General features: G+C 38.2%; 4 protein-coding genes. 3 read left to right on the top strand and 1 reads right to left on the bottom strand.

Translation table 11 applies throughout. From position 1 onward, the window contains the following. Positions 1-382 precede the first annotated feature (382 nt). Positions 383-1,159: a KilA-N domain-containing protein gene (locus tag NH399_RS25205; protein ID WP_253044284.1), complete on the top strand. Its 777-nt coding sequence runs from the start codon at positions 383-385 to the stop codon at positions 1,157-1,159. A 22-nt stretch (positions 1,160-1,181) separates the two neighbouring features. Here NH399_RS25205 and NH399_RS25200 read toward each other — a convergent pair whose 3' ends face one another. Next, positions 1,182-1,763: a hypothetical protein gene (locus NH399_RS25200; RefSeq protein WP_253044283.1), complete on the bottom strand. Its 582-nt coding sequence runs from the start codon at positions 1,761-1,763 to the stop codon at positions 1,182-1,184. A gap of 270 nt (positions 1,764-2,033) precedes the next feature. Here NH399_RS25200 and NH399_RS25195 point away from each other — a divergent pair, with 270 nt between their 5' ends. Together NH399_RS25195 and NH399_RS25190 are read left to right on the top strand one after the other, a co-directional pair. Continuing rightward, positions 2,034-2,648: a hypothetical protein gene (locus tag NH399_RS25195; protein ID WP_253044281.1), complete on the top strand. Its 615-nt coding sequence runs from the start codon at positions 2,034-2,036 to the stop codon at positions 2,646-2,648. Positions 2,649-3,491: 843 nt separating this feature from the next. After that, entirely contained in the window at positions 3,492-4,172 is a 681-nt protein-coding gene (locus tag NH399_RS25190; RefSeq protein WP_253044280.1) for a YHYH domain-containing protein, read from the top strand. Positions 4,173-4,221: the final 49 nt, after the last annotated feature.

Here is a 4,221-nt window from a genome sequence, read left to right as displayed (position 1 = left end):
GCTTTAAGCACAATCATTATCAAGAGATTTACTGGAGCTTACAAAGGGAGAATGTAAGAAAAAAGCCTCAAGCTGCTGAGAGAAAGGCAGCGTAAAACTTGAGAATTCCATCAAGTTTACACTAATACCCCCAATGTACTTTTTCTAAGTCTATTCTCGGGGCTGTCCTAAGCCCCTTTCAAATTAAACTTATACGTGCTTGTGGTCTACTGTAACGCTTCCAGTGTGTAAAAGTTGTCCTTGAGAGGCTAGCTATTGCTGGCTGATTTTTGTCCAAAAAAAGATGTGGCTAAACTATGGATAAAGAGGCGACCTATTTTAGAGCCTCAAAGATGCCTATGAGATGTAGGTATAAGATAATCAAACAAGGAAAATTATGTATATGGAACAAAAGCAATATCCAATGATTGCAGGTGTGGAAATCACCACGGACAAGGAAGGTCGATATAATCTTAATGCGTTGCATAGAGCTAGCGGAGGCGCAAAACATAAAGCACCTAACTATTGGCTAACAAACAAAAACACTCAAGAAGTAGTGCAAGAACTGACCGTTACCGGAAATCCGGTATCGCCTATAGCTACCTCTAGAGGTGGTTTGGTACAAGGAACATTCGCACATGAACTATTAGCAGTGTCGTATGCTGGTTGGATTCGTCCACGTTTCCAACTTCAAGTTAATCAAACATTCTTAGATTATAAGAATGGGAAACTTACACCAGTAGAACAAACACCGACTTTGAATGTCACCGAGTTACTAAGGCTTGGCTATGAGGCTGCTCAAAGATGCGAGGTGTTAGAGCTAAAGGTTGAGGAAGACCAACCAAAGATTGAAGCCTATGATCAATTGCTTGAGTGTGAGAATTCCTTATCAATTACAGAAGCCGCTAAGAAGTTAGGGATTAGACCTAATAAAGACTTAAGAGATTGGATGTATGAACACAACTGGATCTATCAGAACCCTAAGACCAAAGAGAAGTTTGCTTATCAAGATAAGATTAACGAGGGCTTATTAGTTCATACCTCATTTGCTCAATGTCATGCTTATGGTTATACCGTTCGTAATCAGGTGAGAATCACGGCGAGAGGTCTCGCAAAGTTAACTGAGAAAGGGATTCAAAATGGTGATGTTAAAGCAAAGAAGTTAAAGCAAGCCCCTTGAGGGGCCTGCTAGATTCTTAGAGTTACTTAGTGGAAGCGCTCTCTTTTTCTACTTCTTTTAAACGATGATAGAGTGCAATTTTACTCATAAAACTTTTTAAGTAATGTTTAGCTGCTAACTGTCCATAAGGAAGCTCTACTTGAGAAAAATCTACAATCTCAGAGCTTTCATTGGTGTGGATTTTAAGCTTAACAGAATCAGCTTTTAACATTTCATTGAATAAGCTCATGGGAATTACAAGCTCATTATCTTGTTTGACAGAGGTTAAAGATTTATAGTTTTTGAGTATGCCGTTAAGTTCTATATCTAACTTTTTAAAGGTTAATGGACTTTGAGGTGCGTGTGCTGGATGTTTGACAGCTAAGTATACTTGCTCTGGGTGCATGCTGCTCCATCTTGCACCAAGTTGATAATATGAAAAGTTATCGCTAGGAGTTGCTATAGCTGAATGGTTTAAAGTTATGCTTGTAGAGTAGCCATCTTTTGAAGTCGTTTGTTGTATGGTGTTTTCTTCTGTGGCTGAGCTTGTAGTTGAACTTACAGTAGCACAGCCAGATAGTGTTAAGGCCGTCGTTAAGGTGATAATGCTTAAACTCTTTTTCATTATATTTGTATCCTTGTTGAAGTTAAACGAGAGATTATCTTATCTTTCCATCATAGAGTCAATGAGGTGTCTTTAAGCCCTCTCTAAGCCCCTCTGAGCGACTTTCTCAGGGGGTAGGGGGTATCAAATAGCTAGCACAAAGAAGCTCTCAGACCGCCGCCTAGTGTTATTTTCACACCGTCAAAATGAGAGAATGTTTTTTCTATACTCTAGTGATAGTTTTGATTACTGGTCTATCTTATAACATATAGTATTTCTTGGAGTGTTCGTATGTACAAATTAATATTCTCAAGTTTATTTTTTATGCTAGCAGGTTGTTTTAGCTTAGCACCAATTATTAAGGGACCAAGTGAATTAAAAAATAGCACAGGAGTTTTGGCCTTTAATTTTGAATCTACGTGGCCTCATCCAAATGATAGCTTTCTGGGGAAACAGCTAGTTATTTTCATTGTGAACGATGAAGGGAAGGAGCGCAAGAAAATGGGGAAAGCAGTCATATCATTCACTAGTCCGGATACCTTTAAGGCGGTTCAGCTACTTCCCGGCAGATATATTTGGTACATGTATGTCATTGACCATAGGGTTACAACTGTTAATAGATCCTACATATATATTAAAAAAGGTTCCGTTACTAATTTAGGTAAGGTTAACTTTGATATCGTTTGGCCTGATGGATATGGGCCTAAAGTTCTTGAAGTTTCTCAAGGCGGGTTCTCTGCTATTGATAAGAATTTATGTGATCTGGGAATTAATGGAAGTGTGGATGATGCTTACCTTTTTCCTATGAATGAATTTGTTCCTATGGGGAATTTGGGGCGTGACTTTTGGGTTAAGTATTCTGTGGAAAAAGCCTCTGAGCGTGGTCAAAGAGAGTTATGTCAATAAAGCACAGGAATACGAAGCTTAATGTCTTTAAGTCTATAGGATATAAATTAGATAGTTAGCTTTCGATTACTTTCAAGAGAGCAGTGAGCCTCTTTCTAAGGAGGCTCTAACACTACAAAATAAATCTATTGTTAGGCGTCAGAGTGACACCTTTCGCAATAGTTTTGCTGTCGATATATGTTCTTTGAGTATGTGAGCTTTTTGATTCAAACTTCTGTTGGTGCTGCTCAATAGACTCAATAGTAACTTTGTAGTTTTTGAAATTATCTGAAATCATTACTAATATTACTCCGTAGCTTTTTATAGTTACACAGATGCCCATAGCAAAAAGCACCGCTCAAAGTTCTGATTGCTTGGGTATCTGCACCTCCTCAAAACCTAGATTACCAATTACCTAAAGTCAATTTTTATTAAAAAAACAAAGAAAACCTTTAAAGTATTTGTTTAATGCAAGAAAAAATATTTATTTTAGCTCGATTTCGATAAAATATATTTGTGTTTTTGCTTTGGTGCTTTTAGGTCTAATGTCTTGCAGGACAAGCAAGGGAGAGAAAATCCCCTGCGTTAACTTTGATTTTCAATGTAGTATTACATTCCATATCAAATATGATATGCCTTTTAGTATTGAGTACTTGTAATAATTACAAATATGCATGCAGGATACATATTATTTTAGGAGCAAGCTTTAAGAGACTGTAAGATGGTTTATTACTTATTATCTCATTTTGAATGGATGCCATCGAGAGACTATTAACGCGCTGGTTTATATTGATAACTACCTTCAATGTCTCAGTCGTTTTATGGTAAGTTTGGGGCATAAAAATAAAGAACATGGACTCATAGATGCTAAGACTATCTTTAGGAGTAGCTTTAATACTACTCAGTGGAATATCTCAGGCTCATAGTGGCAGAACTAATAGCGATGGATGTCATAACGACAGAAAGAACGGTGGCTATCACTGCCATAATGGGGGGACTTCTTACTCACCTCTCCCAAGAAAGAATAGTAAGAAGCAGCCAAAGGCACTACCCCAAGCCAGTCTTAAGTACAATCGCAAAGATTACCCCCATTGGATTGATAAGGATGATGATTGCCAGAACGAAAGGCAGGAAATGTTAATCAAAGAGTCTCTTATCAAGGTTAAGTTTAAGAGAAATAAAGGTTGCACTGTCTCACATGGTAAGTGGCTTGATCCTTTCAGTGGTAAGACGTTCACCAAAGCTAGTGATTTGGATATTAATCACCTGGTCCCTCTTATGTGGGCGCATAATCACGGCGGATATGCCTGGACGAGAAAACAACGCAGAGCCTTTGCGAATGACCATGAGAATCTATTGGTTGTCTGGGATAAGTTAAATAGCGAGAAAGGTGCTGCTGGGCCTGACGTTTGGTTACCTCCGAGAAAAGCTTATCACTGTGAGTATGTGAAGAAGTTTGATGAGGTTGTTAGGAAGTATAAGCTAGTTTATCGAGATGCTGAACGAGAGTTTATCAAAAAGGTTGAAAGTACATGCACGAAATAAGGTTTCCTGAGATTCTTCTTGGGAAGCTGTGGCACGCCACAAACTATGA

It is taken from the genome of Pleionea sp. CnH1-48, assembly GCF_024124665.1.
GTDB lineage: Bacteria > Pseudomonadota > Gammaproteobacteria > Enterobacterales > Kangiellaceae > JAMXSB01.
The sequence above is the reverse complement of the archived record's forward strand: the minus strand, read 5'-3'. Positions and strand labels throughout refer to the sequence as shown.